The sequence below is a fragment of the Caulobacter sp. SL161 genome, from assembly GCF_026672375.1.
Taxonomy (GTDB): Bacteria; Pseudomonadota; Alphaproteobacteria; order Caulobacterales; family Caulobacteraceae; genus Caulobacter.
In genome coordinates, this window is sequence record NZ_JAPPRA010000001.1 from 2,966,982 (window position 1) to 2,992,296 (window position 25,315).

The window sequence follows — 25,315 nt, forward strand, 5'->3', positions numbered from 1 at the left end:
GAGTAGTCCGATGACCGCCGCCTCCAACGACCGCTTCGCCGCGCCGCGTCCCATGCCCAAGTCCGGGATCATGGACATCCACGCCTATGTCGGCGGCAAGTCCAAGGTCGAGGGCATCGCCCATCCGGTGAAGCTGTCGAGCAACGAGAACATCCTGGGCAGCAGCGACAAGGCCAAGGACGCCTATCGCAACGCCGTCGATCGCCTGCACATCTATCCCGACGGTAAGGCCAACATCCTGCGCGCCGCTGTGGCCGAGCGCTACAAGCTGGAGCCCGAGCGCCTGACCTTCGGCGACGGCAGCGACGAGATCTTCGCCCTGCTGTGCCAGGTCTATCTCGAGCCCGGCGACAACATCGTCCAGGGCGAGCACGGCTTCGCCGCCTACGCCATCGGGGCCCGCGCCTGCCAGGGCGAGGTGCGCATGGCCAAGGAGGTCAACCACCGCGTCGAGATCGACGAGGTGATCAAGTGCGTCGACGAGCGCACGCGCCTGGTGTTTATCGCCAATCCCGCCAACCCGACCGGCACCTGGCTGACCGGCGAAGAGATCCGCGCCCTGCACGCGGGCCTGCCGCCTTCGGTGGTGCTGGTGCTGGACGGGGCCTATGCGGAGTTCTGCACGGACCCGCGCTTCGAGGACGGGCTGGAGCTGGCTCGCACGGCCGAGAACGTCATCGTCACCCGCACCTTCTCGAAGATTCACGGCCTGGCCGCTCTGCGCGTCGGCTGGGGCTATGCGCCCGAGCATATCATCGCGCCGATCGAGCGCATCCGCCCGCCGTTCAACACCTCGATCCCCGCGCAGGAGGCCGCGGTCGCGGCGCTGTTCGACGACGACTTCCAGGACCGTTCGCGCGCCCTGGTCGAGCAGTGGCGGCCGTGGCTGGCCCAGCAGCTGGGCGGCCTTGGCCTGGAGGTGACCCCGTCGGCGGCCAACTTCGTCCTGGCCACCTTCCCGACCACGCCGGGCAAGACCGCGCCGGAGGCCGAGGCCTTCCTGGCCTCGAAGGGCTACCTCGTCCGCGCCGTCGGCAACTACAACCTGCCCAACGCCATCCGCATCACGATCGGCCTGGAAGAGCAGAACCGCGCCGTGGTCGAGCTCCTGTCCCAGTTCATGGGGCGCTAGAGACCCATGCCTAACCCCGGCGTCCTCTATCCGAAGCTCACCGTCATCGGCTGCGGCCTGATCGGCGGCTCGGTGATCCGCGCGGCGCGCCAGCACGGCGTGGTCGGCGAGATCACCGTGGCCGACGCCAGTGAAGCGCATCGCGCCCGGGTGACTGAACTGGCCATCGCCGAGCACGTCACCGGCGATATCGCCGAGGCGGTGAAGGACGCCGACCTGGTGGTCATCGCCACCCCGGTGCTGTCGGTGCCCGAGCTCGCCAGCGTGGTGATCCCGGCCATGAAGCCGGGCGCCACCCTGACCGACGTCGGCTCGACGAAGGGCAATGTCGCCGAGGCCTTCCGGGCCCAGGACCTGTCGAAGATCTACGCCATCCCCGGCCACCCGATCGCCGGCACCGAGCAGTCGGGTCCTGACGCCGGTTTCGCCGAGCTGTTCGAGAACCGCTGGACGATCCTGACGCCCTTCGAGAGCGAAGACGACCACTACGCGGCCGCCGTCGCCAAGCTGTCGGCGTTCTGGCGCGCCTTCGGCGCCCAGGTCGAGCTGATGGACGACAAGCACCACGACCTGGTGCTCGCCGTCGTCTCGCACCTGCCCCACCTGATCGCCTATACGATCGTCGGCAGCGCGGCGGATCTGGAGAACGTCACCGAGAACGAGGTGATCAAGTATTCGGCCTCGGGCTTCCGCGACTTCACCCGCATCGCCGCCAGCGACCCGACCATGTGGCGCGACATCTTCGTGGCCAACAAGGACGCGGTGCTGGAGATGCTGGGCCGCTTCACCGAGGACCTGCAGGCCATGAGCCGCGCGATCCGCTGGGGCGACGCCGACACCCTGCACGCCCACTTCACCCGCACCCGCGCCATCCGTCGCGGCATCGTCGCGGCGGGCCAGGAAAGCGCCGAACCCAACTTCGGCCGCGATCGCGGGAAGCACTGAGGCCCCGGACTGATCGCTAGTCCGGCTTCCGCGCGTTGCTACGACCAGCCGGGCAGACCCGCCGGGATCCGGTCTGCCTGAACTCCGCCGGTCGGATCTTCGACTCGTGGTCCGGCGCGCCGGGCCGCCCGTCCGGGTGCAGGCCGCGATAATAGAGCTTCTGCCACTGATCGGCCGGCGTCTTAGGCTTGTTCTGCTTGATCCATTCCTGGAAGGCGGCGCGCGAGGCGGCCCAGCCGCGGTAGCTTTCCAGCAGCTCGGGCGCGTCCTCCATCGGACGCAGTTCCGGCTTCAGCCGGTCCATCACGCCGCGCGGGGTCGGGAAGAAGAAGCAGAACGGCTCATTTTCCTCGAACCGCACCCAGTGATTGGGCCGCGTGAAGCGCCAGTTCATGGTGAAGGTGTACGGCGCCCAGTCGCTCTCGATCACCCCGCTCATCGGCGCGATGCCGTCCTTCATGGCGTTGGGCGGACCGCCGACCCAAAGGTTCCAGCCCTCGGAGGTGCGCATGACCCCTTCGACATGGAAGGTCAGGGTGCCACTGCCAAACAAGGAGACCGGCGCGCGCTTCTTGTCGGCGCCTTCGTCGAGGACGATCTCGACCGAATGGGTGCCCACATCGCCCAGCCAGCGGGCGGAGAAGCCGCAAGGGTTCAGCATGACCCAGCCGTGCGCGTTGGCGATGGCCAGGGGCAGACACCTGTAGGCAAAGCTTTCGGGCGTCGCCGTCATCCAGTCGCGCTTGGCTGACGCAGGCTCGACCTTGGGCTGCCAGCCCTCGTGGACGTAGCAGATCAGTTCAGTCTCGGCGGCGCGGAGCGGAGCGTTCCGGGGACGCTCAGGAACCGAGCCCTTCAACCGCTTCCGCATCGTTTCGCCTCAAAGCTGACCACCGCTCGGCCTATCGGTCTGGCATGACAGTTTCGTGTCACTCGCAAGGCTCCCACGGGCTCGCGCCTTCAGCCCGCCCCTTCCTGCCGCAATCGCGAAACACCGCCGCAACAATAGAGGCTCAATCACACCGCCCAGGGACATCACCCTGGAAGGAATCGCCTACATGCGCCGCACGCTTCTCGTCGCGCTCGCTTCGCTCACCACCCTGGCCGCCGGCGCCGCCGTGGCCCAGCAGGATGGTCCGCCCCCTGGGCCGCCGCGTGGCATGCCCGCGCCGGAAGACGTCTTCAAGCGCTGGGACGCCAACAGCGACGGCGCCGTCGACAAGGCGGAATGGACGGGCGCGGGTCGCCCCGAGGACCGTTTCGCCATGATCGACGGCAACAAGGACGGCAAGATCACGCTCGACGAGCTGAAGACTGCGTTCGAGACCATGCGCCAGCGCCGGATGCAGCAGGGCGAAGGCCCGCCTCCGGGCCCGCCGCCGGAAGGCGCTCCGCCGCAAGACTAACCCCTTCGACGGAACGTCGAACGCCGCCCGGTCAGCCCACCGGGCGGCGTTCTTCATTTGGGGCGCAAGATCGCCGGGATAACGGTAACAAAGCTCGTGACAACGCTGTCTCTATGCCGCTAGCTTCCCGCCAAGGCGCGCGAGCGACGTGCCGTGGAGGAAGCGTCGATGATCCGCCTGTCCGCCCTTTCATTTGTCTCCGCCCTGGCCGTGTCGAGCGCGGCCCTGGCCGACGAAACGCCCCGCCAGATCCGCCTCAATCAGACGGGCTTCGAAGCCCAGGGCCCCAAGCGCGCCATCCTCGCCGATCCGTCCAAGACGCCGCTGGACTGGACGCTGCACGACGCCGCCGGTGTCGCGATCCTCAAGGGCAAGACCCGTGTCTTTGGCGATGACGCCGCCTCGGGCGAGCATGTCCATCAGATCGACCTGTCGGCGTTCCGCAATGCGGGCGACGGCTATCGGCTGAAGGTCGGCGCCGCCGAGAGCCGTCCTTTCGCCATCAAGGCCAAGCCCGATGGTCGCCTGACCCGCGCGGCCATGTCCTTCTTCTATCAGCAGCGCGCCAGCGTCCCGATCGAGGCAAGGTACGTCGAGCGCCCCGACCTTGCGCGCCCGGCGGGTCACGCCCCGGACAAGGCGACCTGTTTCGATCAGGCCGACGAGCGTGGTCAGGTCTGGCCGGGCTGCGACTACACGCTCGACGCCAGCAAGGGCTGGTACGACGCCGGCGACCACGGCAAGTACGTCGTCAATGGCGGCATCACGGTCTGGACCCTGGTCAACGCCTGGGAGCGGGCCACGCTGCTCAACCGCCGCGGCGCGCTGGCGGCGCTCGGCGACGGGGCCTTGGCCCTGCCCGAAGCCGGCAATGGGGTTCCGGATCTGCTGGACGAGGTCCGTTTCCAGCTGGACTTCCTGCTGGCCATGCAGGTTCCAGAGGGCAAGACCCTGCAGGTCCCGGTCGGCAATCAGCGCCCGGGGAACGGCAAGCTGGCTCTGAGCGCAATTGACGCCTCGGGCATGGCGCACCAGAAGCTGGCCGACCGCTACTGGACCGCCCTTCCCACCGCCCCGGCCGACGACAAGCAGGTGCGCTATCTCTATTATCCGACCACCGGCGCAACCTTGAACCTCGCCGCCGTGGCGGCCCAGGCCGCCCGCGTCTGGAAGACGATCGACCCGGCGTTCTCGGCCAAGTGCCTGGAGGCCGCGCGCCGCGCCTTCGCGGCCGCCCAGCGCCATCCGGACATCTACGCCATCGGCCCCTTCACGGGCTCAGGCGGATATGGCGACGGCGACCTGACCGACGAGTTCTACTGGGCCGCAGCCGAGCTTTACGCCACCACCGGCGAGGCGGCCTATGAGTCCGCCCTGCGCGCCTCGCCGCTGTTCCTGGCGTCACCGACCGAAGGAACGCGTCCCACGGGCGACATCGGCTGGAACGGCGTCGGCGCGCTGGGCACGATGACGCTGGCCTTGGTCCCCAATGGCCTGAAGCCCGCAGAGATCGCCCAGGCCCGCGCCAATCTTGTCGCCAGCGCGGGAAGATACCTCTCGGATGATGTCAGCCAGGGCTACGCCCTGCCCTACGCCGCGCCCGGCTATCCCTGGGGATCGAATTCCTCGGTCATGAACCGCGCCTTCGTCCTGGGCCTGGCCCACGACTTCACCGGAGAGATCGCCTACCGCTACGGCGTGGTCGACGCGATGGACTATGTACTGGGCCGCAACCCGCTGGATCAGTCGTATGTATCAGGCTTCGGCGCGCGGCCGATGCGCCACCCCCACCACCGCTTCTGGGCCAAACAGGCCGATCCCGCCTATCCCGCCCCACCGTCGGGCGTGCTCTCGGGCGGCCCGAACTCGACCAACATGAGCGATACCGTGGCCAGCGCCATGAAAGGCAAATGCCGCCCGCAGACCTGCTGGACCGACGACTACCGCGCCTTCACCCAGAACGAGGTCGCCATCAACTGGAACGCGCCGCTGGTCTGGGTGTCGGCGTTCCTCGACGACACCGCGCGTTGATCGCGTCTGGAGCAAGGGATAGCCGCTTGAGTACCAAGACGTCCCGGGCTAAACGGAGCGTCTTCTGAGCGGGCGTAGTTCAGAGGTAGAACGTCAGCTTCCCAAGCTGAATGTCGGGGGTTCGATTCCCCCCGCCCGCTCCAAAAACTTCAATGACTTAACCATCAGCTTTCAAGACCGCTTCGTTCGGTTTTCCAACGGTTTTGCAAGTCAGGCGTTTTGACCTGTTCGGCTGAATCACTGGCGCGCGGTTCTTGGGTTGAATCTTGGCGCGCAGGCGGGCGCCGCACCGCGCATGGCGGTCGATGGTTTTCTGGACCTAGGACCTCCGCCAGGGCGACGGAGATGGAATGGACGGCGCTCCGTTAGCCTGAGCATCGTCACCGCAGTCACGTGTCAGCTTGATCGCTCCGCTCCCCCAGCGTTCGCCGGAGAGAGCGGAGGGCCATCAGCCAGGCGTCATCACGCCTAGGGGGCGTCACGAGCCCCCAGCACGGTGGACGCAGACAGTTCCGGCGCCACGACGGCGAGGTCGTAGCCGCGGATGAGCGCGCGCCATTCAGGCGTCAGGGCTTCCAGATCGGCGCCGCGCAATTGGCGCAGGTCCACCAGGAACCAGTCGCCCGGCGGCGTGTCTGATGGGCGGGCCAGCATCACATCCTTGCGCCAGTCGCCGTCCTTGGTGGTCGCATCGAAGGTCTTGGCGGTCACCTGGCGGCCGACGCCGGCATATCCGCCCAGCGCGCCTTTCGCGCCGGCGACGATCAGGTTGATGGACTTCACGCCCTCTCCGTCGGCATGTTCAGCGACGAAATTGCCCAGGTCGCGTTGGCCGAGCGGGTTGTAGCCCTTGTAGAGATGGTAGGCGCCGAACTTCATCAGCAGGCGCGCCTGCGGCGCCTCGGCGAAATGCGCCGCCAGCGTCCGCTTCATCAGCCGCGCCCTGCGCCCGTTCGGATCGCCGGTACGGGTCCGCGAGCCTTGATAGATGGCGCGTGTTTCGCGCAAGGCGGCGAACAGCGCCTTGGCCCGGTCGCCGCCGTCCTGGTCGATGGCCGTCGCTGCTTGATCCAGCGTCGGATCAGTGACCTTGAGCAGGAACAGGTCGAAGGGCGAGCCGGAGGCCAGCGCGGCCTGCGTCGCCGCCCGCTCCTGTTCGGCCAGAGCCATGATCTGGGCGCGGGCGAGCGGTCCTGGACCGGCCGCCAGCATCTGTTCGAACAGATAGCCGCTGACGCCGAAGAACTCCTGGTCCAGCCCCAACAGCTTGAAGTCCGGCCCGGCGAGGCCCGCGCAATCGGCCGCCGTCTGACCTTCGTCGCGGCCGTTGAGGAAGGCCAGGGCGTCGGGATGGGCGCGCATGAAATCGGAAATCTGCTGTTCCCGGTTCGGCGCTCTCAGCCGTGCGTTGATCACGCCGGCCGCCTCCGGTCCGGTCTCGACGACCATGGCCGTCAGGCCGCCCGGCGCCATCAAGCGACAGATGTTCGTGGTGAAGGCGGGGATCTCGCGCGAATGATGGCTCTCGCCGACCAGAACGTACCGGCTGGTGTTGACAGCCTCCGATAGGATCGCGGCTCCCGGACCGGAGAAACCTTGCGGCCGGACGGTCAGCGGCGCTCCCGCTTGCGTCAGGCGCTCAACGAAGGTGAGCGGCTTAGCGGTCTCGGCGTGGGCGGAAGCCGCGCATGAGCTTGCCAGCGCCAAGGCGGCCACGATGGATTTCAGACTCATATCACTCACCCCTTTGCATGAAGCGGCCTTACGGCGATCCCTGAACAACCGCGAGTTAAATCGCGGCTGCAGATCGCTTTGCTGCTTGGCGAGGCTTGGGGAGAAGGACGTTGAACCCATGATCCCGACGCCTGAAGCGCGGGCGGGAAGCCCTAGAACGGATCCACTAGGCCCACGAAAAAGCCCGCCCGGACGAACCGGGCGGGCTCTTCAGGTCAGGTGCGACGTGACCTACTTCACGCGCTCGGCCTTGATGCCGAGCTTGGCCAGCTGGGCCTGGACGCTCTCGGCGCCGACCAGGTGGCCCGAGCCGACGGCGACGAAGCTGACGCCCGAACCGGCCAGCTTGGTCTTGAGCTGGTTGGCCCAGTCGACGTTCCGCTTGACCAGCAGCAGCTCATAGAGGTCCGGATACTGGGTCTTCATCTCGGTGATGAACTGGGCTTCCAGCCCGCTCACGTCGCCCGCCGCCCAGGCTGCCACCATCTTGTCGAGCTTTTCGACGCCGCCCTCGGCGTCCTTCAGGCTGGACTTGAGGAACTCGATCTCGGTGGCCGAAGGCAGGTCGGCGAAGAAGCGGATCTGCTGCTCGGGGGTCTCCAGGCCGGCGATCGGCTTGTTGGCGGCCTTGACCTCGCGGGTCAGCACGCCCTCGACGCCGCTCTTGGGGTCGTAGCCGGCCTTGATCATCGGCGCCATGGCCAACGAAACGGCGGCGAGCCACGGACGCATCATCTCCAGCGCCTGGGGCGGCATGCCGGCCGACTGGCCGATGTCCGTGGCGCGCTTGAAGTCCTCAGGACCGATCTTGGCCGACAGCTTGTTGGCCTGGTCGAGGCCGTAGCGCATGACCAGCGGCTGCATCACCGCTGGATCGTCTGCGCCGACCAGTTCGAGCGTCAGGTCACCGCTGTCGGCCAGGGCCTTGTCGATCTTGGCCGAACGCCACTGAGTGTCGGGCTTGAGCACGTGGATCGTGCCGAACAGGTAGATGGTCGAGTCCTTGTCCTTGATCGCCCAGAGGGCCGGTTCGGCCAGGGCGGTCCCGGCGAAGCCGAGCGCGACGACGGAGACCATGCCGGCCAGCAGGCGACGGGCCGAGCGATTGAAGGTGTTGAACATGAAAACCCCGATGGTTGGCGTGAAAGAAGTGAGGTGGGTCAGGGACGTACGCAAGGCCAAAACAGACCCAGGGTTGTTTTCGGTAGGCGCTACTTGAGGAAGTCAGCGACCGCCACTGCGAACGCTTGAGGCTGGTCGAGCATGATGAAGTGGCGCGCATCATCGATGCGGGTCGCCTTCAGGCCCGGCAGACCGGCATAGGCGTCGACGAACAGCCGGTCGGCGGCGGTCGACGGCATGCCCATGGCGGTGTCGTAGGCATAGAGCAGCGTGGTCGGCGCCTTGACCTTGGCCAGGTCGCCGCGCGCATCGGTGACCAGGAGGTCGTACATGGCGCGTCCGACCACCGAGGGCGACGAGGCCCCGCCCCAGGCTATGACCTGCTTCTGGCCCTCCGCCGACTTCACAAAGCGCGGCGCGCCCATGGCCTGCTGGCCGGCGAAGGCTTCGGCGCTCATCGCCACCGTCGCGTCGCGCATCTGAACGGCTTGCGGGCGCACCATCTCGGGCGTCGCCGCCGGCGAGAACAGCAGCGAGAAGAACGGCAGGCTGTCGACGATCATCAGACGGCCGATAGACTCCGGATGGCGCTGGGCTAGCAAGAGGCCGGTGAACCCGCCCAGGGAGTGGCCGATCACGGCGGGCGACTTCAGGCCCTTGGCCTTGATGTAGCCGTCGACCGCCTCGACCAGCGGCGCAACCACTGCGCCGTCGGCGTTGCCGGCCACCGGCGCGCCGGCGAAACCCGCCACCTGTACGACGTGGACCCGATGGGTCGCCGACAGCTGCTTGACGGTGGCGTCCCAGACCGCGCTGGACGAAGCCAGGCCCGGGATCAGGATGACGTCGGGGCCCTGGCCGACGACGGTGACCGTCATGCGGTCAGCGGCGGGGCTGGCGGCGATCGGCGCCAGGGGCGCGGCGTGGGCGTGGTCGCCGCCGAACACGCCGGTGGCGGCAAGAATGGCCACGAGAACCGCTGAAGCGCCGAGGCGGTTGCGACGGGAGCACGAGGTCTTGAGGGTCACGATCTTTGTCCTTGGATAGGGGCGCGCGGAAGGCTTCAGCGTCGCGCGCCGGTGTTGGGGTGACGAAGGGTTTGGTGGAATGGCCGCCCGGGTGGTCCGGGCTTGGGGCGTAAGGACCTAGCTGGCCAGGCCCCGGCGCCAGGTGATGAACAGACCGATCACCAGGTAAGCGGCCATCATGACGCTGGTGGCGTCCCACAGGGTGAGGTGCGGCAGCAGGCCCAGCTTCTCACCCGCCGCCCACAGGAAGAGCAGGCCCTGCAGGATCGCGAAGCTGACGGCGGCGCTTTCGCCCATGGCGCGACGCATGAACTCGTCGCTGCGAACCCAGATGGCGATGTTGCCCACCGTCTGGATCAGCAAGAGCGCGATCAGCCCCGCCATCGCCGCCGAGGCGATCATTGGCGACAGCGGCGCGAAGACGAGCGGAACCATGACCGGCGTGGCCATCATCACCCCCGCGAGAATCAGCACGAAGCCGTTTTGGGCGTAGAAGACCGCCTGGGCGGGAGTCGCCGGTCGCACCTCCTCGGGATTGATCTGGCGTCCCAGGGCGCGGCGGCTGAAGCTCGTCAAAAGGGTGATGAGACCGGTCAGCGCCATCATGGCCGCCAACGCCACGGCCAAAACGTCAGACCAAGACAGGTCGACCGAAGCGGCCGCGCCAGCCTCTTCCAGCGAAACCAGATAGCCGCCGAACAGGTAGCCAAGCGGCGCGGCCAACACGGCGCCGACCAGCGCTTGTAGCGCGCGATTGCGGCGAGGCTTGGGAGACTTCGAAACGAGGTTCATGACCTTATCCTCGAACTGTACGGGCCCTTAGGCCTCGTCCTGGAAGATGGATTCGATGGGTTGCCCAAAGAGGCGGGCGATCTTGAAGGCCAGCGGCAGGCTGGGGTCGTACTTGCCGGTCTCCAGCGCGTTGATGGTCTGGCGGGAGACTTCGAGCCGGTCAGCGAGATCCGCCTGGCTCCAGTCGCGCTCGGCGCGCAGCACCTTGAGACGGTTCTTCACTTGTACCTCCAGCGGACCAGAGGCTGGGCCAGGCCGAAAGCGCCGCAGAACACCGGGAAGGCCAGATAGGTCGGCGCATGACCCAGCACCCCGAAGTTCTCGAGGAAGCCCCAGACGGTCGCGCCGGCCAGGGTAAGCCCCATCGCCCACAGCAAGGCCTGGACGGACATGTTCCGCTGGAACTCGTCGGTCTCCTCGGCGAGGTAGACGCCCATGATGGCGATCACCGCGACGATCGGGAGCGCCGGCGCCACCGCTACCGCCCAAAGCGCCAAGCCGGTCGGCTTGAAGTGCTCGTAGAGCAGGATCGAGCAAGGTAAGACCGCCACATAGGCCAGCATCGCGGGCGTGAACCGGAGCAGGTAGCGACGCATCGCGGGAGACATCTTCTGGGCCATCGCAATTCTCCTTTTCAGCGGCGCTCAACGCTGGCGCAGCCACCAGATCGACCAGACCAGGCTGTAGGCCGCCAGTTGCACGGCCATCAGGCTGAACATGCCGATCGCGAACCATTCGGAAGGCGAGTGCGGGCCGGCGATGGCGACGAGCCGATCGTCGCCGATCAGCAGCGCCACGCCCACGCCCAGCAGCATCGTGGTCGAACCGCCCCAGAACCAGGCGAACTTGTGCGCCTCGCGAGCGGCTTCATCGATGTTGCGCCAGTAGATGACCGAGATGCCGACCAGGATCGGGGTCAAGATCAGCAGCGAGATCCCCATCCATTGCGACGGCGGCGACACGCCCATCTTGTTCAGGAGCGCATAGCTCGCGCCGCAGACGGCGCCGAACATGCCGCAGCCCACGAGCATTCGCAGCGCGATCGCCTGTCGGCGGGCCTGGGTTCCGTTTTGTTCGCTCATCGGAAAAACCTTGCTCTGGATCGGGCGACTAGAGACCGGCCAGCGCTTCGACGGCGCCGTCCTGCTCGGTCTTTGCGGTGTCCTTGGGGCCCTTCGACGGGCGCTCCCGGAGAACCAGGAACAAGATCGCCCACAGCGTCGCCAGCCCCAGGGACAGGCCGACCGCCAGCAGCGGACCGCCCATCTCACGCGCCGCGCCGATCGCCACCACCAGCGAACCGGAGCTGGCGGCCATGCCAATGGCCAGCTTCTGGGTGCGGGTGGCGGGGGTGCGTTGAGCGTTCTTCTTCATGACAAGCCTCCTCGTCGAAATGACAAGGATGTTTGTCATGCATTCGCAGCGTTATGTCAAGCATGGTTGTCATTTTGTCTTGCGAGCACGACTAAATGACGGATCTGCTTGATGTTTCAGGCTGCGCGGCGGCCCAGGAAGGGGTCTTCGTTCAAGGTCTCGCCGACCAAACCGCGCCAATGGACCGCCACGAGTCGCCGCCGCAAGAGCGCGCGGCCCAGCACGCCGGTCGGCGGCAAAGCCATCACCTCCCAGCCGTAGCGTGAGAAGCGATCGCCAAAATCAGACCAGCGGATGACCCGCCCTTGGGCGTCCTGTCGCCACAGCGACTTGTCGCAGCCGGGAATCCGCATGCACCGTTCCCAGGCCTCGACGCGACCTTGGAGGATCAGGAACGGGTCATGAGCGATGCGGGCCAAGAAGGGCCTCCGTAGAAACCTGCGCCATCCTCCGCGTCGGACAGGACTGAGTCGCGCCCCAGGAGAACGACGACTAGGATTTGTGTAACCGCACGGAGTGTCCACTAGATGTGGTTGCGGCGCGTTGCCGCGCGACACCCCCTGCGACAGGTCATCGGACACGGCGCACCGCCGCTTCCGCCCGGGCGCGCGCCGGCGGCAGATCCGATAATCCCTGTGCAGCGTCGCGCGGCATCGCCAAAAGGCCCGTGTAAAAGCACGCGCCCAGCAAACCGCATCTCGGTTACCCGGCTCGTAACCCGGACCGCGACCTATCGCCCCAAGTCAGAAGACTTTAGCGCCAAGCCTTGAAGTGCTTGGACAATTTGAGGCCTTGCCGCTGGTAGTGGGACCCGCCCTCACCGTACAGCCGCGCGGGACGGGCGGTCAGCGGCTCGTAGACGAGGCGCGCAACGGTCTGGCCGTCCTCAAGCAGGAACGGCGTCTCGTGGCTACGCACCTCAAGCACGCCCTTGGAGCCGACGGCGGCGGCCTCCTCGGTGCCAAAGCCCGGATCGAAGAAGCCGGCATAGTGGACACGGAACTCACCGACCGATGGGTCGATCGGCGTCATCTCGGCGGCCTCCAGCACCGGGATCTCGATGTCGTCCTTGCTGGCCAGGATGTAGAACTCGCCCGGATCCAGCAGCAGCTCACCACGGCGCGCCTCCAGCGGCTCCCAGAAGTCGCGCGGGTCGTGGCCGTCCTCGTGATCGAGATCCACCACCCCGGCGTGGCGACGCCCGCGGAAGCCGACAATCCCGGTCTCGGACAGCAGGTCCACCCCGACGCTGCGGGTGGCCAGCTTGGCCGGCTCGCCGCGCTTCAGGCGCAGTTGGTTGAGGCGCGTTCCGGCGCGGACCAGAACCGAAAAGGTCTGCGGAGCGATCTCGATATAGAGCGGCCCGGTGTAGCCCGCGTCCACGTCGTCGAAGGCGCGGCTGTGGTCGGTCAGCAATCGCACGAAGACATCGACCCGGCCCGTCGAGCTCTTGGGATTGCCCCGCGCCGACACCGTCATCGGCAGGGCCAGGCGCTCCTGTATCTCGGCGATGTAGACACAGCCCTTCTCCAGCACCGCGCCCTTGGTCAGGTCCAGCTCATGCATGGCCACGTCCTTCAGGCGCTCGGGCACCCTTCGGGAAAGACCAGGCAAGAACGAGGCGCGAATGCGCCAGGCGCGCGCGCCCAGGCGCAAGTCCAGGCTGGCGGGCTGCACCTGATCGACGTCGAACGGTGTGGCTGAGGTGATGGCCTCTTCGGCGATCAGCTCTTCAATGGTCTGGCAGGGCAGAATCCCTGCGGCGTGGGCGTCGGTCATCGGCGCGACACTCGCCAAACCCGGCCGCAAACGCAAGGCGCGAGCGAATGGCGCTCGCCTGTGACACCGCACTTTTCCCCTATGACAATTCTCTGACGCTCTGGCAGGCGTTCTGGCTTGACCCCGCCCCCTCCCCCGCTCCTTATGCGCGCGTTTCTGCGTAGGAGGCGGGGCCGTGGCCGAGAACCCGAAGGACTGGGACGTCGCGACGAAATTGATCCGGGGTGGGATCGCGCGCTCGCAGTTCATGGAGACCGCCGAGGCGCTCTACCTGACTCAGGGCTTCACCTACGACAGCGCCGAGGGCGCCGACCGTCGCTTCGCGGGCGAAGATCCGGGTTTTGTCTATTCGCGGTTCAACAATCCGACCGTGAAGATGTTCGAAGACCGCCTGGCGCTGCTGGAAGGCGCCGAGGTCTGTCGCGCCCAGGCCACCGGCATGGCCTCGATCCACGCGGCCCTGATGGGTCTGGTCCGCGCCGGCGACCACGTCGTGGCCGGCCGCGCCCTGTTCGGTTCGTGCCGCTGGATCGTCAGCGAGTGGCTGCCGCGCTTCGGCGTCGAGACCACCTTCGTCGACGCGACCGACCCCGAGGCCTGGGAAGCGGCGATGCGCCCCAACACCAAGGCGGTGCTGGTCGAAACCCCGTCGAACCCGGTGCTGGAGATCACCGACATCCGCGCCGTGTCGGAGCTGGCCCACGCCGTCGGCGCCAAGGTCATCGTCGACAACGTCTTCGCCACCCCGATCTTCCAGAAGCCGCTGGAGCTGGGCGCGGACGTCGTCGTCTATTCGGCCACCAAGCACATCGACGGCCAGGGCCGGGTGCTGGGCGGCGCGATCCTGACCAGCGAGGCGATCAACGAGGAGTTCTACCGCGACGCCCTGCGCCACACCGGCCCGTCGCTGTCGCCGTTCAACGCCTGGGTGATGCTGAAGGGTCTCGAGACCCTGGATCTTCGGGTGCGCCGCCAGGCCGACAGCGCTTTCGCCCTGGCCAACACCATCGCCGAGCACAAGAAGGTGCAGACGGTGCTCTATCCGTTCCGCCCCGACCACCCCGGCCACAACGTCGCCAAGGCGCAGATGACCGGCGGCGGCACCGTGATCGCGCTGGATCTGGGCAGCCGCGAAGCCGCCTTCAAGTTCCTGAACGCGCTGGAGATCGTCGACATCTCCAACAATCTCGGCGACGCCAAGTCGATGGCCACGCACCCGCCGACCACCACCCACCGCTCGGTCCCCGAAGCCGAACGCCCGTCGCTGGGCGTCACCGAAGGCGGCGTGCGCCTGTCGGTGGGCCTGGAGAGCGTGGAAGATCTCAAGCGGGATGTGATCCGTGCGCTCGATCAGGCGTGAGACCTCCCCACCGATGCAACGCATGAGACGCCGCCGGGGCAGCGATAGCGCCGCCTATGAGGCCCGCACGCGCGACATCGTCGTGCGCGTTTTTCCGGCCTATGCGGCCGAGGAGAGCTCGCCCGAGCAGGGCCTCTATCTTTGGTCCTACACGGTCGAGATCGAGAACCACGGGGAAGAGACGGTCACCCTGATCGCGCGCCGCTGGACGATCATCGACGCCTTCAATCGGGTGAATGAGGTCGAGGGCAGCGGCGTGGTCGGCGAACAGCCCGAGCTGAAGCCGCGCGAGGCGTTCCGCTATGTCTCCAACTGCCCTCTGCCGACGCCGTCAGGCGCGATGCGGGGGAGCTACCAGATGGTCACCGACGAGGGCGACCTGTTCGACGTGGCGATCCCGGAGTTCTCGCTGCACCTGCCGGGCGCGGCGATGAAGCTGAACTGAAAAAGCCGGCGCTCAACGCGCCGGCCTTTTGCAGGGTCCGTCCTCTGATCAGGCCGCCCTCGGCGGATCCAGCTTGTAGATCCGCGAGCAGTATTCGCAGGTCACGTGGATCTTGCCGTCAGGCTCGACCATCTCGGCGACCTCCTCGGCCGAGAACGAGTCCATCACCACACCGATGCGGTCTTCCGAACAGCGGCAGAACGCTTTGAGCGGCTTCTCGTCCAGCAGGCGAACGCCGTCCTCGTTGAACAGGCGCCACAGCAGCGTCGGGGTCGAAACCGTCGGGTCGATCAGCTCGTCCTCGCCGGTCGTTTCGAACAGCGCCTGCACGTGCGTCCAGGCGTCCTGGGTCTCGCCCCGCGCCTGATCGCCGGCGATCACCTGGATCAGGATGCCACCCGCGCGCCAGGTAGCGCCCTGCCCTGTATCGGCCTGCCCCACAGCCAGACGAACACGGGTGGGGGTCTGCTCGGACTGGGCGAAGTACTGCTCGGCGCACAGGGCCAGGGTCTCACCTTCGATCGGCGTGACGCCCTGGTAGCGATCCATGTCGGGTCCCTGATCCAGGGTCATGATGAACACGCCGCCGCCCAGCAGGGTCTTGGCGCCGGGGCGCACGAACCCTTCTGAGACCGCCGCCACTTCTGCGGGGTCGAACCGGCAATAGCCGCGCAGGCCGCCGCTGGTGTCGTAGTCGACGACCACATAGCGCACGGGGCCGTCGCCCTGGGCCTGGACGATCAACCGCCCCTCGAACTTCAGGCTCGACCCGACCAGGGCCGCCAAGGCGCAGGCCTCGCCCAGCAGGTTGGCCACCGGCTCGGGGTAGTCGTGGCGTGTCAGCACCTCGTCGATCGCCGGGCCAAGGCGCACGACCCGGCCGCGAACGGGCAGGTTCTCGATCTGGAACGCGGAAACGACGTCGTCGAGGACGCCGGTGTCGGGGGCGATGTCGGTCATGGGGAGGCTAGATAGGGGGTTCTGGCGAAATTGCGAGCCCGGATCGAAGACACACCGCAACGGGGCCCCGCACCAGGGTCTCCCGAGATCGGGTGCATGCGACCGAACGCCTCGTTGCGACAACGAGGGATTCAGACTCACTTGGGATCGCCGCCGCTTTTGCCCATATGCGACGGCGACACCGGCCAGCGTTTACCAACCGGCGCTGGCCGGTAACCTTATCCGATCGCGCCGAAGCACCAGGCCAGGACGGACTTCTGGGCGTGGATGCGGTTTTCGGCCTCGTCCCAGACCAGCGAGCGCGGGCCGTCCAGCACCGCGTCGGTGACCTCTTCGCCGCGATGCGCCGGCAGGCAGTGCAGGAAGACGCCGTTAGCCGCAGCCAGATCCATCAGCCTGTCGTCGACCTGATAGGGCTCGAGCGCCGCCAGGCGCTCGTCATGGTCGGTGTCGCCCATCGAGACCCAGGTGTCGGCCACGACCACGTCCGCGCCACTGACGGCGGCCTTCGGATCAGTGGTCATGCTGACCCGCCCTTGCAGCCCCTCGGCGCGGGCCAGGTCATGCAGGTCGGCGTGATAGACCGCCGGGCAGGCGATCTTCAGCTCAAAGCCCAGCAGCGGCGCGGCGTGGATGAAGCTGGAGCACACGTTGTTGCCGTCGCCCACCCAGGCGATGGTCTTGCCGGCGATCGGGCCGCGATGCTCCTCGATGGTGAGGATGTCGGCCATGATCTGGCACGGATGGCTCTTGTCGGTCAGGCCGTTGATGATCGGCACGGTCGAGACCTGGGCGAAGCGCTCGACGTCGGCGTGGCTGTTGGCGCGGATCATCACCGCGTCGACCATGCGTGAGAGCACCTTGGCGGTGTCCTCGATGGTCTCGCCGCGGCCCAGCTGCATGTCCGAAGCGGTCGAGATGATCGCGCTGCCGCCCAGTTGGCGCATGGCCGCGTCGAACGAGAAGCGGGTGCGGGTCGAGTTCTTCTGGAAGATCATCGACAGCACCCGGTCCTTCGCTGGCGCGTCGGCGTCAACCTTGCCCTGAGGCCAGCCCTTGCGGGCCGCCTTGCGGGCATGGGCGTCGTCCAGCAGCAGGCGCAGGGTCGCACCGTCCAGCTTCCACAGGTCGATGAAGTGGCGGGGTTGAGTCATCGAACGATCCCTATACCCGCCTCCCCGGCGAATGCCGGGGCCCAGAGTCATCCGGGAACTAGACGGGCTTAATCTGGGTCCCGGCTTTCGCCGGGAAGGTCGGAAAAGGAGTTGGTTCTAGGCGGCGGCCTTGGCGCGCGCAGCCTCGCAAGCCTTTTCGAGCTTGGCGATCGCCTCGCTGGCTTCCTCGATGGTCAGGTTCAACGGCGGCAGCAGGCGCACGCAGTTGTCGCCGCCGCCGGCGATAAGAAGCTTCTCATCACGCGCCAGGACCATGAAGTCGCGGTTGTTCGGGATCAGCTTGACGCCGATCAGCATGCCCTTGCCGCGCACGTCGACGATGACGTCCGGGAAGCGGTCCTTCAGGCCGTTCAGCTGTTGGGTGAAGAAACCCGAGACGGTCTCCACGTTGTCCAGCGTCTCGGGCGACTTGATGATGTCCAGCGCCGCCTTGCCCACGGCCATGGCCAGCGGGTTGCCGCCGAAGGTCGAACCGTGCGCCGCGACCGTCATGCCCTTGGCCGCCTCGGTGGTGGCCAGGCAAGCGCCGATCGGGAAGCCGCCGCCCAGGGCCTTGGCCACCGCCATGATGTGCGGCTCGCCGCCCTCGGCCCACTCATAGGCGAAGAGCTTGCCCGTCCGGCCCATGCCGCACTGGACTTCGTCATAGATCAGCAGCACGCCGTGCTCGTCGCACATCTGGCGCAGGCCCACGAGGCACTGGGTCGGGATCGAGCGCGCGCCGCCCTCGCCCTGCACCGGCTCGACAATGATCGCGGCCGTGGTCGGGCTGGCGATCGCGGCCTTGATGGCGTCGTGGTCCCCGAAGGTCAGCTGGCTGTAGCCCGGCAGGCGCGGGCCAAAGCCGTCGACATAGCTCGGGTTGCCCGACGCATTCACCGCCGCATAGGTGCGGCCGTGGAACGAGCCGTCGAAGCCATAGATGTCGATCCGCTCGGGCTGGCCGTTGGCCGAGTGATACTTGCGGGCCGTCTTCAGCGCGCACTCCACGGCTTCCGTGCCTGAGTTGGTGAAGAACACCACATCGGCGAACGAGTTGGCGCACAGGGCGTCGGCCAGTTCTTCCTGCTCAGGGATCCGGTAGATGTTGGAGACGTGCCAGAGCTTTTCGGCCTGGGCTTTCAGCACCTCGACCAGCGCCGGATGGGCGTGACCCAGGCCGTTGGTGGCGATGCCCGCCACGCAGTCCAGGTACTCTTCGCCTTCGGTCGAGATCAGGCGCGCGCCTCGGCCTCGCTCGAACGCCAGCGGAGCGCGATTGTACACGCCCATGATGTGGTGCTGCGAGGTGGTGGACGACGTCGCGGTGCTCAAGACCGGCCTCCCTAAAAGGAAACAAGCCCCCGCGCCTTGAGCGCGGGGACTGGAAGGCCGCAGGTTGTCGCCGTGGAACGCCGTCGTGTCAATGAAAGCCCCCTCAAAAAGGCCCTGAAACGCCGGCGAAACTCCGGGCTATGGCGCGTTTGCCTCAGCTCTTGAGACGGTAACCGGTGACGAAGAGCCTCCAGCACCACAGGAACATCACTACGGTGAGAAGACCGGTGGTCACGACGCCGATCGCGATCGAGCCGTCGGCATGGCCGATGAAGCCGTACCGGAAGCCGTCGATAAGGTAGAAGAACGGGTTGAAGTGGCTCGCCGACCGGAACGGCTCGGGCAGCTTGTCGACCAGATAGAAAGTGCCCGACAGGAAGGTCATGGGCATGATCAGGAAGTTCGTCACGGCCGCCAGCTGGTCGAACTTCTCGGCCCACAGGCCGGCCAGCACGCCCGCCAGTCCCAGGATCAGCGACGCGGTCAGGCCGAAATAGAGCACCGCCCAGAGGTGAGCCACCGACAGACCTGCGCCGGGCAGGACGCCGATCACGATCGCCGTCACCGCGCCCACGACCACGCCGCGCGTGGCCGCGCCCAGGGCGAAGGCCGAAACCTGCTCCAGCGCCGACAGCGGCGGGGTCAGGAAGTCCGGCGTCAGCCCCATCATCTTGGCCTGGATCAGCGACGACGACGAGTTGGCGAAGGCGTTGTTGAGGATGGCCATCATGATCAGGCCCGGGGCCACGAAATGGCCGAAGGTCACGCCCCCCACCGCCGGACGGCTGGCGCCGACGGCCACCACGAAGACCAGCATGTAGAGCAGCGTCGTCACCACCGGCGCGGCCACCGTCTGGGTGCCGACTTTCCAGAACCGGCGGATCTCACGCTGGTAGAGCGTGACGAAGCCGGACCAGTTCCAGCCGCGATAATCGCGGGGCTGCGGCGGAATGACGCTCTCGGCCGTGTCTCTCATCAGCTCAAACCCTTGTTCTGCTTGGCCATGTGCGCCTTGGGGGTCCTTTTCGCAAGCGCGGGCTTGCCGGAATCAACATCTTGTTTCTGTGGACAGAGTCGATGGCGCCCATTGTGCGCTTTAACGCATTCTTTACGATATGTAGTAGGACGACCGCCGGCGGGGCGGATCGATCACCATATATAGGGTGACGGGCGTGGGGACGCCCTCACCCTCTCTCGAATGGCGGAGACGGGTAATGAGCTGGACCGACGAACGGGTATCCACCCTGAAGAAGCTCTGGTTGGACGGCCTTTCGGCCAGCCAGATCGCCAAGCAATTGGGCGGCGTGACGCGTAACGCCGTGATCGGCAAGGTGCACCGTCTGGGTCTATCGGGCCGCGCGGCTCCCTCGCAACCGGCCCGTCCGGCCTTCAAGGCGCCGCGCCCGGCGCGTCCGGCCGCCCAGGCCATGCCGTCGGCGCCGCGCCGCGTGACGCCGGTCGAGGCCCCCTCGTCGGTTCCGGTCGCAGCGGCCCCGGCTCCGCTGCCGGCTTTCCGTCACGAAGAACCCGGCTCGGCCACCGTGCTGACCCTTGGCGCGCACATGTGCAAGTGGCCGATCGGCGATCCGTCGTCGGAAGGCTTCACCTTCTGCGGTCGTCGCTCGTCGGAAGGCCCCTATTGCGTCGAGCACGCGCGGGTGGCCTATCAGCCGCAGCAGACCAAGAAGAAGAGCGGCGGCGCCGAACTGGCCCGCTCGCTTCGCCGCTACATCTAAGAAGAACAATAGTCTCTCAGAGCGGCGGATCCCGGGAAGCTCACGCTTCCCGGGATTTCTCATTTCTGGAGGTCGGCCTTAACCGTCATCCCGCGACTTGTTCGCGGGACCCATTTGTCCGCCGCATGTGCGGAGCAGGACGATACTCTCACGTGGCGGCTGAACGATGGGTCCCGCGCATAAAGCGCGGGATGACGAGGTTGAGGCGGGCTGAGAAGGCCGATGACCTCCCCCAACTTCCCCCCTAAAACGCTCCCATGAGCGATCTGCCGCCCTCCGATTCCAACGCGCCGCCTTATTCGGTCTCCGAGCTGGCCTTCGCCTTGAAGCGCACGCTGGAGGACCGCTACGGCTTCGTGCGGCTGCGCGGGGAGCTCTCCAAAGTCACGCACCACTCCAACGGCCACGTCTATCTGACCCTCAAGGACGACAAGTCCGCGATCGACGGCGTGGTCTGGAAGGGCAATGTGCGAGGCCTGGGGGTGAGGCCCGAGCACGGGCTCGAGGTGATCGTCACCGGCAAGATCACCACCTATCCGGCCGGCTCTCGCTACCAGATCGTCATCGACAGCATGGAGGCCGCCGGCGTCGGCGCCCTCTTGGCGCAGCTGGAGCGCCTGAAGGCCAAGCTGGCCGCCGAGGGCCTGTTCGCGCCGGAGCGCAAGCGCCCCCTGCCCTCGATGCCCGCCGTGGTCGGCGTGATCACCAGCCCGACCGGCGCGGTCATCCGCGACATCCTGCACCGCATCCGTGACCGCTGGCCCTGCCAAGTGCTGGTCTGGCCGTGCGTGGTGCAAGGCGACGCCGCCGCCGGCCAGGTCAGCGCCGCGATCCGAGGCTTCAACGCCATCCAGCCGGGCGGGCCCGTCCCACGCCCCGACGTCCTGATCGTCGCGCGGGGCGGCGGATCGGTCGAAGACCTCTGGGCCTTCAACGACGAAGGCCTGGCGCGCACGGTGGCCGAAGGGACCATCCCGCTGATCTCGGCCGTCGGTCACGAGACCGACACCACCCTGATCGACTTCGTCTCGGACCGCCGCGCGCCCACCCCGACGGCGGCCGCCGAGATGGCCACGCCGGTGCTGGCCGAGTTGCGCGCCCTGATCTCGGATCTCGATCGCCGCCTGAACCGCTGCGGCGCCCGCACCGTCGAGGAGCGCCGCACGCGCCTGGTCAGCGCCGCTCGCGGTCTGCCCCGTCCCGACGACATACTGGCCCTGGCCCAACAGCGCTTCGACATCGCCTCGGGCCGCCTGGACGCAGCCCTGCAGCGCAACACCGCCGTCCACGCCCAGGATCTGCTCAAGGTCACCGCGCGCCTGACGCCCGAGACGCTGGGCCGCCAACGCGCATTGAAAGCCGAGCGCCTGGCGGATCTGTCGCGGCGCCTGGACCTCGCCGCGCGGCGCGCGCCTGACCGCGTGGCCCAGCACGCCCGCCTGCCGGCGCTTTGGGAGCGCCTGAACGCGGCCGGCCGACGCCGACTGCAACGCGACGCCGACCGGCTCGCGAACTTGGAAAAGCTGCGCCAGTCGCTGAATCCCGAACGTCCGCTGGAGCTGGGCTTCGCCCTGGTCCGAAAGGCGGATCAAACCATCGCCCGATCGGCGGCCGACCTCGTCTCCGGTGAGCGCGTGAGCCTGAAGTTCAAGAGCGGCGAGCGTGACGCGGTCATCGACGGCGAAGGCGGCCTTGTTCCGCCGCCGACTCCGCCGGCGCCCGTCAGTAAGCCGCGCGCCAAGTCCGCCGCGCCGTCGGCGGGTCAAGGCGACCTGTTCTGAAACGGCGGCTTGGCGTAGAGTGGTTCCATGAACGCTTTCGATCGTGATCTCGGCAAGTCCGATGGCCTGGCCGTCCTGCACTATGGCGACGGCGAGTACGCCGTGCTCTCGCCCGGCCGCTTCGTGCTGTGCGCGGTGAGCAACAAGCAGATCCCTCTGGAGGCCCTGCGCTACTGGAGCCCCGAGCACCAGGAGGCCTATGCCGGACCCGCCGAGGCGCTGAAGCGTTGGCAGGGGGCCTGAGCCGCCGCGCGGTCCTGACCGCGCTTCCGCTGACCTTGGGCCTATCTGGCCTGGCGCGCGCCGCCGCGCCGGGCCTCTCGCTTTCGGGCAAGTTCGTCCAGGGCGGCTACGCCGTCGGACGCACCGCACCGCGCGCGATGATCGACCTCGACGGCCTTGTGCAGACGACCGCCTCGGCCGATGGCTGGTTCGTCATCGGCTTCGATCGTGACGCCCCGCCGACCTCGGTCCTGACGGTGACCACGCCCGATGGTTCCGCCGTGGACGAACGCGCCATCGCCCTCGGCGACTTCGACATCCAACGGATCGACGGGCTGCCCCCCGAACAGGTGTCTCCGACGGACCCGGCCTTGCTGGAACGGCTCGCCGCCGAGAACACACGCAAAGTCGCCGGCTTCGCCAGCCAGGCAGACATCGAAGGCTTCCGCGAGGGATTCATACTTCCGGTTGTGGGCGCGCGCCGCTCTGCACGGTTTGGCGGCCAACGGATCCTCAATGGCGAGGCAAGGCGTCCCCATTATGGGGTTGACCTGGCCGTCCCCGTGGGGACTCCGGTACGATCGCCGGCGTCGGCGATTGTGGCTTTCGCCGAGACCGGACTGCACTTCGAAGGCGGCCTGCTGCTGCTGGATCACGGCCAAGGCTTGGTGACCGCCTATCTCCACCTGTCAAAAATCCTCGTTTCTCCCGGGACTTACGTGAGACGAGGTGACGAGCTGGCCCTGACCGGCAAGGAAGGCCGGGCTACCGGACCGCATCTGTGCTGGCGGATGAAATGGCGGGGACGGAACATGGACCCGTCGCTTCTGGTCGGCGCAGGCCCGCTTCTCGGCTAACGCTGGGATCAATTCGCCCCTGGCGAGAGTTTCAATCATTCGTTAGCTATGCCGCCGATATCAAAAGCCGATGTCGCGGGGGAGCGACCATCGACTTCGGTCATCCCGCGAGATCCTTGAGGAGACGGCTCCCGCATGTCGGCGGTGCTCGAAAAGCTGCGTTTTTTGCTGGTGGACGATAACCAGCACATCCGCTCGATCGTCTCGGCGATCCTCAAGGGCGTCGGTGTTCGGCATATCCGGGAAGCGATGGACGGCGCCGAGGCGCTGCAGATTCTTCGCGACTGGCAGACCGATATCGCCATCGTCGACTTCAAGATGAACCCGCTCGACGGCGTGATGTTCACCCAGCTCGTCCGCAACTCGCCCGACACGGTCGACCCCTACCTGCCGATCATCATGCTGACCGGCTTCGCCGAGCGGCATCGGGTGTTCGAGGCGCGCGACGCCGGCGTCACCGAGATCGTGGTGAAACCGGTCACGGCGCGGTCTCTCTTGGATCGCATCAACACCGTGATCTTCCATCCGCGCCCGTTCATCCGGTCGCCGGACTATTTCGGCCCCTGCCGCCGACGCCGTGTGGACCCGCAGCACCAGGGTCCGTTCCGTCGCTCGGGCGAGAAGGACGCCGCCGCCCCGACCCTCGAAATCTAGCTGGACGGCTCTGCGGCGCGCTCACGTTCAGCCAGCGCGGCGTAGACCTCGTTGGGCCAGCGCCGATGGACCCAGAACCACTCGGCAGGGCGCTCGCGAATGCGATCCTCCATGAACGCGTTGATCATCCGAACGCCGGCTTCGATATCGGCTGTCCGATCGCCGGTCTTGGGCGGAACGATCGGATCATGGACCACCGCCCGGAACCGCGCGCCCTTCAGACGTTGTACCGACATCGGCTGAAGCACCGTGCCAAAGCGGATCGCCAGGCGCGTCGGGCCGGGCGCCGTATGTGCGAGATGACCGAAGAATGGTGCGGCGACGCCGCTGTTGAACTTCTGGTCGTTCATCAGGGCCACGGATTTGCCCTGCTTCATGCCTTCCAGCAGCTCCCGCGCGCCGTCGCCACCCTTCGGCGCGAACAGGCGGACGCCATAGCGGAACCGGCTCTCCTTGATCCGCTTGTCGACATAGGGGTTGTTGGCGGCGCGATAGGTCATCTCGCAGATCACCCCGCTGTCGACGATGGCCGCCGGCATCACCTCCCAGTTCGACAGGTGTCCCGAAACGAACACGACCGGGATCCTGTTCTCGGCGATCTCGACGAGGCGCTCCTTGCCCACCACTTCAACGCGGCCGGTGGACGGGAGAATCTTGTCCATCAGCGGAAACTCAGCGAACGAGCGGCCCAGACCGTCCCATTGCTCGCGCAGGATCGTCTCGTGCCAAGCCGCGTCCTTGTCTGGAAACGCCAGTTTCAGATTGCGACTGGCGACCTTGTGCGCCCCGCTCATCGGCCCGAACGTCCGCCCGAGCCAGCCGCCAAAGTCCGACGCGCGATCCACGCCCATCAGGCGCACAGCGCCGATAAACAGGTCGAAGCCCAGGGCTTCCAACCGCCACAACAGGTCCTGGACCCAAGGCTGACGCTTTTCAGACATGCGGTCTTAGTAGGCTCTCGCGCACGCCTCGCGCAACGGAGTCTCGCCCGGCACGCGACTTGCGGCTGCCAAGCCAGACCGTTCCGTTTCGGGACGGGTCGGGAGAAACAAGGGGGCATGGCTTCCATGGGCAACGACATCGACGTTCACCTGGGCAAGCGCCTGCGTCGCCGCCGTCGTCTGCTGGGTCTCACCCAGCAGCAACTGGCCGGCACGGTCGGCGTGCGCTTTCAGCAGATCCAAAAGTATGAGTGCGGCGCCAACCGCATCTCGGCCGCGCGGCTGTGGCAGCTGTCCGAAGCGCTCGAGGTCCCGGTCGGCTACTTCTACGATGGCCTGTCGGACACCCGTCGCGAGGCGACCAGCGAGTCGACCGAAGGCGGCGAGATGTTCGCGCGCAAGGAAACCCTGGATCTGATCCGGGCCTACTACCTGCTGGGCGAGCGTCCGCGCCGTCGCCTGCTGGATCTGGCCAAGTCGCTGAACGGCGGCGCCGAGCACGCCGACGCCTAAAGTCGACCACCGCG

The 25,315-nt window shown here is 67.1% G+C and carries 27 protein-coding genes, 1 tRNA gene and 1 pseudogene; 13 read left to right on the plus strand and 16 right to left on the minus strand.

The window, feature by feature from the left end:
* Positions 1–10: 10 nt before the first annotated feature.
* Entirely contained in the window at positions 11–1,132 is a 1,122-nt protein-coding gene (gene hisC, locus OVA11_RS14565; protein ID WP_268068031.1) for a histidinol-phosphate transaminase, read from the plus strand.
* 6 nt (positions 1,133–1,138) lie between these two features.
* Positions 1,139–2,077, plus strand: a complete 939-nt coding sequence (locus OVA11_RS14570; protein WP_268068032.1) for a prephenate/arogenate dehydrogenase family protein — start codon at positions 1,139–1,141, stop codon at positions 2,075–2,077.
* A 16-nt stretch (positions 2,078–2,093) separates the two neighbouring features.
* Here the strand turns inward: OVA11_RS14570 and OVA11_RS14575 are convergent, their stop codons facing one another.
* Positions 2,094–2,948, minus strand: coding sequence for a DUF6065 family protein (locus OVA11_RS14575; protein WP_268068033.1), 855 nt, complete (start codon positions 2,946–2,948; stop codon positions 2,094–2,096).
* Positions 2,949–3,135: 187 nt separating this feature from the next.
* On the opposite strand from OVA11_RS14575, the gene OVA11_RS14580 reads away from it, so the two are divergent.
* From OVA11_RS14580 to OVA11_RS14590, 3 genes are all read left to right on the plus strand, one after another.
* Entirely contained in the window at positions 3,136–3,483 is a 348-nt protein-coding gene (locus OVA11_RS14580) for an EF-hand domain-containing protein (RefSeq protein WP_268068034.1), read from the plus strand.
* Positions 3,484–3,636: 153 nt separating this feature from the next.
* Positions 3,637–5,514 carry a glycoside hydrolase family 9 protein gene (locus OVA11_RS14585; RefSeq protein ID WP_268068035.1) on the plus strand — a complete coding sequence of 626 codons (1,878 nt, stop codon included), beginning with the start codon at positions 3,637–3,639 and terminating at the stop codon, positions 5,512–5,514.
* A gap of 68 nt (positions 5,515–5,582) precedes the next feature.
* Positions 5,583–5,657 (plus strand) — tRNA-Gly (locus OVA11_RS14590).
* A gap of 325 nt (positions 5,658–5,982) precedes the next feature.
* Here the strand turns inward: OVA11_RS14590 and OVA11_RS14595 are convergent.
* The 10 genes and pseudogenes from OVA11_RS14595 to OVA11_RS14640 all read right to left on the minus strand — a co-directional run bounded on the left by OVA11_RS14595 (position 5,983) and on the right by OVA11_RS14640 (position 13,343).
* A complete protein-coding gene (locus OVA11_RS14595; RefSeq protein WP_268068036.1) occupies positions 5,983–7,248 on the minus strand; it encodes a hypothetical protein in 1,266 nt (421 codons plus the stop codon).
* 231 nt (positions 7,249–7,479) lie between these two features.
* Positions 7,480–8,370 (minus strand): TraB/GumN family protein, encoded by an 891-nt coding sequence (locus tag OVA11_RS14600; protein WP_268068037.1) that lies wholly within the window; start codon positions 8,368–8,370, stop codon positions 7,480–7,482.
* Positions 8,371–8,459: 89 nt separating this feature from the next.
* On the minus strand, positions 8,460–9,398 hold the full coding sequence (locus tag OVA11_RS14605) for an alpha/beta fold hydrolase (RefSeq protein ID WP_268068038.1): 939 nt from the start codon (positions 9,396–9,398) through the stop codon (positions 8,460–8,462).
* A gap of 117 nt (positions 9,399–9,515) precedes the next feature.
* On the minus strand, positions 9,516–10,190 hold the full coding sequence (locus tag OVA11_RS14610) for a hypothetical protein (RefSeq protein ID WP_268068039.1): 675 nt from the start codon (positions 10,188–10,190) through the stop codon (positions 9,516–9,518).
* A gap of 27 nt (positions 10,191–10,217) precedes the next feature.
* The gene (locus OVA11_RS14615; RefSeq protein WP_010920093.1) at positions 10,218–10,412 is read right to left on the minus strand and encodes a helix-turn-helix transcriptional regulator; all 195 of its coding nucleotides are present in this window, start codon (positions 10,410–10,412) and stop codon (positions 10,218–10,220) included.
* Positions 10,409–10,925, minus strand: a pseudogene (locus OVA11_RS14620) (hypothetical protein). The gene OVA11_RS14615 and the pseudogene OVA11_RS14620 overlap by 4 nt, the downstream one beginning before the upstream one ends.
* A complete protein-coding gene (locus tag OVA11_RS14625) occupies positions 10,835–11,272 on the minus strand; it encodes a hypothetical protein (protein ID WP_268068040.1) in 438 nt (145 codons plus the stop codon). The pseudogene OVA11_RS14620 and the gene OVA11_RS14625 overlap by 91 nt, the downstream one beginning before the upstream one ends.
* A gap of 28 nt (positions 11,273–11,300) precedes the next feature.
* The gene (locus OVA11_RS14630) at positions 11,301–11,564 is read right to left on the minus strand and encodes a hypothetical protein (RefSeq protein ID WP_268068041.1); all 264 of its coding nucleotides are present in this window, start codon (positions 11,562–11,564) and stop codon (positions 11,301–11,303) included.
* Positions 11,565–11,680: 116 nt separating this feature from the next.
* On the minus strand, positions 11,681–12,205 hold the full coding sequence (locus OVA11_RS14635; RefSeq protein WP_268068986.1) for a hypothetical protein: 525 nt from the start codon (positions 12,203–12,205) through the stop codon (positions 11,681–11,683).
* A 112-nt stretch (positions 12,206–12,317) separates the two neighbouring features.
* Positions 12,318–13,343: a 2'-deoxycytidine 5'-triphosphate deaminase gene (locus OVA11_RS14640; protein ID WP_268068042.1), complete on the minus strand. Its 1,026-nt coding sequence runs from the start codon at positions 13,341–13,343 to the stop codon at positions 12,318–12,320.
* A 175-nt stretch (positions 13,344–13,518) separates the two neighbouring features.
* On the opposite strand from OVA11_RS14640, the gene metZ reads away from it, so the two are divergent.
* Positions 13,519–14,703 (plus strand): O-succinylhomoserine sulfhydrylase, encoded by a 1,185-nt coding sequence (gene metZ, locus OVA11_RS14645; RefSeq protein ID WP_268068043.1) that lies wholly within the window; start codon positions 13,519–13,521, stop codon positions 14,701–14,703.
* The gene (gene apaG, locus OVA11_RS14650; protein WP_268068044.1) at positions 14,684–15,148 is read left to right on the plus strand and encodes a Co2+/Mg2+ efflux protein ApaG; all 465 of its coding nucleotides are present in this window, start codon (positions 14,684–14,686) and stop codon (positions 15,146–15,148) included. Before metZ ends, apaG begins: the two co-directional genes overlap by 20 nt.
* Before the next feature lie 48 nt (positions 15,149–15,196).
* Here apaG and OVA11_RS14655 read toward each other — a convergent pair whose 3' ends face one another.
* The 4 genes from OVA11_RS14655 to OVA11_RS14670 all read right to left on the minus strand — a co-directional run bounded on the left by OVA11_RS14655 (position 15,197) and on the right by OVA11_RS14670 (position 19,573).
* Positions 15,197–16,108, minus strand: a complete 912-nt coding sequence (locus OVA11_RS14655) for an Hsp33 family molecular chaperone (protein WP_268068045.1) — start codon at positions 16,106–16,108, stop codon at positions 15,197–15,199.
* Positions 16,109–16,326: 218 nt separating this feature from the next.
* A complete protein-coding gene (gene argF, locus OVA11_RS14660; RefSeq protein WP_268068046.1) occupies positions 16,327–17,262 on the minus strand; it encodes an ornithine carbamoyltransferase in 936 nt (311 codons plus the stop codon).
* A gap of 117 nt (positions 17,263–17,379) precedes the next feature.
* Positions 17,380–18,597 carry an aspartate aminotransferase family protein gene (locus tag OVA11_RS14665; protein ID WP_268068047.1) on the minus strand — a complete coding sequence of 406 codons (1,218 nt, stop codon included), beginning with the start codon at positions 18,595–18,597 and terminating at the stop codon, positions 17,380–17,382.
* A 154-nt stretch (positions 18,598–18,751) separates the two neighbouring features.
* Entirely contained in the window at positions 18,752–19,573 is an 822-nt protein-coding gene (locus OVA11_RS14670) for an ABC transporter permease (RefSeq protein ID WP_268068048.1), read from the minus strand.
* A gap of 238 nt (positions 19,574–19,811) precedes the next feature.
* Between OVA11_RS14670 and gcrA the strand changes: the two genes are divergently transcribed.
* The 5 genes from gcrA to OVA11_RS14695 all read left to right on the plus strand — a co-directional run bounded on the left by gcrA (position 19,812) and on the right by OVA11_RS14695 (position 23,847).
* Positions 19,812–20,333 (plus strand): cell cycle sigma 70 cofactor GcrA, encoded by a 522-nt coding sequence (gene gcrA / locus OVA11_RS14675; protein WP_096051881.1) that lies wholly within the window; start codon positions 19,812–19,814, stop codon positions 20,331–20,333.
* 257 nt (positions 20,334–20,590) lie between these two features.
* Positions 20,591–22,114: an exodeoxyribonuclease VII large subunit gene (gene xseA, locus OVA11_RS14680; RefSeq protein ID WP_268068049.1), complete on the plus strand. Its 1,524-nt coding sequence runs from the start codon at positions 20,591–20,593 to the stop codon at positions 22,112–22,114.
* A gap of 27 nt (positions 22,115–22,141) precedes the next feature.
* Positions 22,142–22,357 (plus strand): DUF2093 domain-containing protein, encoded by a 216-nt coding sequence (locus OVA11_RS14685; RefSeq protein WP_012640448.1) that lies wholly within the window; start codon positions 22,142–22,144, stop codon positions 22,355–22,357.
* Positions 22,342–23,193, plus strand: coding sequence for a M23 family metallopeptidase (locus OVA11_RS14690; RefSeq protein WP_268068050.1), 852 nt, complete (start codon positions 22,342–22,344; stop codon positions 23,191–23,193). Before OVA11_RS14685 ends, OVA11_RS14690 begins: the two co-directional genes overlap by 16 nt.
* Before the next feature lie 135 nt (positions 23,194–23,328).
* Entirely contained in the window at positions 23,329–23,847 is a 519-nt protein-coding gene (locus OVA11_RS14695) for a response regulator (RefSeq protein ID WP_268068051.1), read from the plus strand.
* Here OVA11_RS14695 and OVA11_RS14700 read toward each other — a convergent pair.
* A complete protein-coding gene (locus OVA11_RS14700; RefSeq protein ID WP_268068052.1) occupies positions 23,844–24,788 on the minus strand; it encodes a lysophospholipid acyltransferase family protein in 945 nt (314 codons plus the stop codon). The genes OVA11_RS14695 and OVA11_RS14700 overlap by 4 nt on opposite strands.
* A gap of 117 nt (positions 24,789–24,905) precedes the next feature.
* On the opposite strand from OVA11_RS14700, the gene OVA11_RS14705 reads away from it, so the two are divergent.
* Positions 24,906–25,301: a helix-turn-helix domain-containing protein gene (locus OVA11_RS14705; protein WP_268068053.1), complete on the plus strand. Its 396-nt coding sequence runs from the start codon at positions 24,906–24,908 to the stop codon at positions 25,299–25,301.
* Positions 25,302–25,315: the final 14 nt, after the last annotated feature.